Origin of the sequence: Pseudomaricurvus sp. (assembly GCF_965662505.1) — a bacterium.
Taxonomy (GTDB): Bacteria; Pseudomonadota; Gammaproteobacteria; order Pseudomonadales; family Cellvibrionaceae; genus Pseudomaricurvus.
On sequence record NZ_CBFIHX010000210.1, the window covers coordinates 1 to 3,573 of the forward strand.

Below are 3,573 nucleotides of genomic sequence, written 5' to 3' on the forward strand. Positions count from 1 at the left end.
TGGGTCGTACTGGATTCGAACCAGTGACCAATTGGTTAAAAGCCAACTGCTCTACCAACTGAGCTAACGACCCAAAGTCTTGAGTATCCGATTTGGTAGGATCGGGATACGAAGTTTGTAGCTCTCAAATTGTAATTAAGGCTGCTAATCAGCAGCCTTAATGTGCACAGATGGCTCAGTATCATTGTGCGCCTTGTATGGTGGGTCGTACTGGATTCGAACCAGTGACCAATTGGTTAAAAGCCAACTGCTCTACCAACTGAGCTAACGACCCAAAGGAGGCGCATATAATAGTGATTTCGAATTAAAAAACAAGCGGTTTTTTGTATTTATTCCTATGGATTGTTGTCTATAAACAAAGGCTTAAGGCCAGAGGGCAAAATCCGGTCAATCCCGGTAGCGGGTCGGATCTTTCAGACCGGCCTCGTCGAAGCCCTGGCGTCTCAATCTACAGCTGTCGCACTTGCCACAAGCACGTCCCAGATCATCTGCCTGGTAACAGGAAACCGTTTGGCTGTAGTCGACACCCAGCGCCACACCCCGAGTCACGATTTCGGCCTTTGTCAGATCGATCAAAGGCGCTTCAATCGAAAGACCTCGGCCTTCGACACCCGCCTTGGTCGCCAGGTTGGCCATCACTTCGAAGGCCTCGATGTAGGCTGGCCGGCAATCCGGATAACCCGAATAATCCACCGCGTTGACACCAACAAAAATCGTCTGGGCATCCAGTACTTCTGCCCAACCCAATGCAATCGAGAGAAATACGGTATTGCGGGCGGGAACATAGGTCACCGGAATGCCTTCGGTTTCCTCCTCAGGCACATCAATGTTGGTGTCGGTGAGCGCCGACCCGCCAATAGTGCCCAGATCCAGCTTAACCACTTTGTGAGCAATCGCCCCCAAGGTCTTTGCTGTATGTTCAGCCGCCTTTAATTCTGTTCTGTGGCGCTGACCGTAATCAAAACTCAGGGTATAACAGTCATACCCCTCTTTCTGAGCCATTGCCAATACTGTGGTGGAGTCCAAACCACCCGAGACCAAAACTACTGCTTTTGGGTTCGCCATAAGGCCCTCTTACTTCTCGCGTCTTAACGTTGTGGATTTTGACTCAAGCACATCAACTGTAAATCGGCTGTGGCGCTTGAAAATATCGTCCAACAGGCCGTCTTGTCGCATATCATCCAGTGCCTGTCGATACACATCCAACAGCCTTTTATTCGAAGATTTTTTCGACATATACAGACCCACACCGGTTTCGCCAACCACTCTCACCAGCGCCAAGTCATCGGAGCCCAGCTGCATATCTCGCACAGCCCAGTCAAAAGCTTCTTCGGTACCGACCATGATATCGATGCGCTTTTTTAACAGCATTTCCAATCCTTGCTGCATATTATTAACCGGGAACAGGTTAAGGGTATCCCGATCACGTGTCTTAAGATCGTAATCGGACCCTCGAATATAACCAACTCTTCGGCCATCCCGCAGCGGAGACGAATACTGGCTCGCCTCCGCCTTGCGAGCAACCATCAACACCTGGCTGTGAGACAAGCCGCCAACCAGAATAGCCGTTTTAGCTACAGACTGGCTCTCAAAGACCACCGCAAAGTCTACATAGCCACTGGCCAAGGACTGAAGCGCTCGTGGATACGGTTGCAGAATATTGGTGTAGGGTATTTCCGTGTACGAAGCCAGTGCCTGTGAAAACTCGCTCAGCAAACCCTGCTCATTGCCTTCACTATCCAGATAGGCCCAGGGCATAACTGTCCCAGCTGCAAAGCGAACAATCGGAGTCGAATCCCGTTCAGCTGCAACGGCCACCAAAGACATCACACTACACATCAACAGAACGAGAATACGCAACATACGAGCCTCAATAACCGGGAGCGTCATCCCAGAGAATCTTATGCAACTGCAGCTGATAACGTACCGGCAGGTTATCTGACACGATCCAATCCGCCAGATCACGCTGGGAGATTTGACCGTAACTGGGGGAAAACAACACCTCTCCAACCTGGCCAACCAACTGCAGCTCATCAATTTTCATGCGCGCCCACTCGTAGTCCTGTCGATCGCAGATAACAAATTTCACTTGATCGTTTTGTCCCAGTAAAGGCATGTTGTCATACAGGTTGCGAGAAGACTCACCGGAAGCGGGAGTCTTCAGATCCACAACACGACTGACTCGGGAATCTACATCGCCAACCGGCATGGCTCCGCTGGTTTCAAGAGACACCTCGAAGCCTTCATCACACAGAGCTTTTAACAGGGGCAGACAATTAGGCTGGGCCAGCGGCTCTCCTCCGGTGACACATATATACCGGGGGTTATAGCTTTTCACCTGTTCAAGAATTTCTATCAAGGTGAGGCGCTCACCACCAAAGAATGCATACTCAGAATCGCAATACTGGCACCGCAACGGGCAACCTGTCAGGCGTACAAAAACCGTAGGAAACCCCACTGTACGTGCCTCTCCCTGCAGGGAGTAGAAGATTTCTGTGATGCGAAGGGATGCATCTGTCATGGACAAGGCCGCCTACCAATGAAAAGGGGGCGGATTTTAACCAATCTGGGCAATTTACGCGAGAACCAGACCTGACAACGGGCAAAAAGCATCGATTTTAGGAGTTTGTACTAAACTTGAACGCCGTCCAGGGCAGGGAAACTCAGGAGGGGACAAACAGAACCGGCACCCTGAACGGGTACCGGAGATAGACCGACTTACATACCAGACAAGTAATTTGACGCCAAACGCGCCGCATTGGTGTTGGCGTTATTGGCCACCACTTCCTGAAGCAATGATCGGGCTTTTTCTGCATCACCCAGCTTGTCGTACACCGTCCCTAGCTTATACATAGAGTCCGGGGCTTTAGCATGATCCGGGTATTCACTCAGCAAACGACTGAACCACGAACGAGCCTCTTCAAGATCGCCCTGCAACAAACGGATTTCACCCAACCAATACTGGCTGTTGGCAGCATAGCGTCCGTCGGGGAAATTGGTGAGGTAGCCATTAAACGCAACCACCGCCTGATCGTAGTCTTTTTGTCTGAGCACAAGATCGATCGCATCGCGATAGCTTTGCATCTCATCCGCACCCGCAGAAGCAGAAGATGACCCACCTGAAGGCGAATCAATAGCGGCTTGCGAACCTGAGGGCACATCTGACTTTTCAGAACCGGGCGCCGAAGCGGCGGGTTTCCCCCCAAGCTCTGTCAATCGACGATCTAAATTCAGGTAATCATCGAGTCGTTGTTGCTTCAGGCGTTTGAGTTCATAGCCCTGCTCTTCAACCATGCCACGCAGCTCTGATACTTCTTGCTGCAAAGCCTGCAATCTGTAGAACATCTCGCTCTGGCTGGTGGCAGACGAAGACTGCGCGGACATCGCACCAGAGGCGTCGGCCATCATTTGCGGAGAAGCACTGGCATTAGGCGAATTGGTGTTTTGAACAGTCCCACTCTGAGCCTGTACAGAGACATCCCTGTTAGGCGTCAAAAGACGATTCGGAGAATCCACCACCTGCACCTGTGCACTGACCGAGGAAACACCCAGTACCGGCCCTGCCAATAGAGC

Annotated in this window: 4 protein-coding genes and 2 tRNA genes; all 6 read right to left on the minus strand. The window is 51.3% G+C overall.

Annotated elements, in window-relative coordinates; all coding sequences use genetic code 11:
* Positions 1-73: transfer RNA gene (locus tag ACTG33_RS16685), tRNA-Lys, on the minus strand.
* Between the two features lie 125 nt (positions 74-198).
* A tRNA-Lys gene (locus tag ACTG33_RS16690) sits at positions 199-274 on the minus strand.
* A 113-nt stretch (positions 275-387) separates the two neighbouring features.
* Positions 388-1,065 (minus strand): 7-cyano-7-deazaguanine synthase QueC, encoded by a 678-nt coding sequence (gene queC, locus ACTG33_RS16695; protein ID WP_439136348.1) that lies wholly within the window; start codon positions 1,063-1,065, stop codon positions 388-390.
* 9 nt (positions 1,066-1,074) lie between these two features.
* A complete protein-coding gene (locus ACTG33_RS16700; RefSeq protein ID WP_439136349.1) occupies positions 1,075-1,890 on the minus strand; it encodes a substrate-binding periplasmic protein in 816 nt (271 codons plus the stop codon).
* Positions 1,871-2,521 carry a 7-carboxy-7-deazaguanine synthase QueE gene (gene queE, locus ACTG33_RS16705; protein ID WP_439136350.1) on the minus strand — a complete coding sequence of 217 codons (651 nt, stop codon included), beginning with the start codon at positions 2,519-2,521 and terminating at the stop codon, positions 1,871-1,873. The genes ACTG33_RS16700 and queE overlap by 20 nt, the downstream gene beginning before the upstream one ends.
* 197 nt (positions 2,522-2,718) lie before the next feature.
* The coding region (gene ybgF / locus ACTG33_RS16710; protein WP_439136351.1) for a tol-pal system protein YbgF at positions 2,719-3,573 on the minus strand (855 nt) is incomplete at its 5' end.

Excerpts from the sequence above, each read along its gene's own strand:
- queC (WP_439136348.1), bottom strand. The coding sequence starts at position 1,065 with ATGGCGAACCCAAAAGCAGTAGTTTTGGTCTCGGGTGGTTTGGACTCC.
- ACTG33_RS16700 (WP_439136349.1), bottom strand. The coding sequence starts at position 1,890 with ATGACGCTCCCGGTTATTGAGGCTCGTATGTTGCGTATTCTCGTTCTG.
- queE (WP_439136350.1), bottom strand. The coding sequence starts at position 2,521 with ATGACAGATGCATCCCTTCGCATCACAGAAATCTTCTACTCCCTGCAG.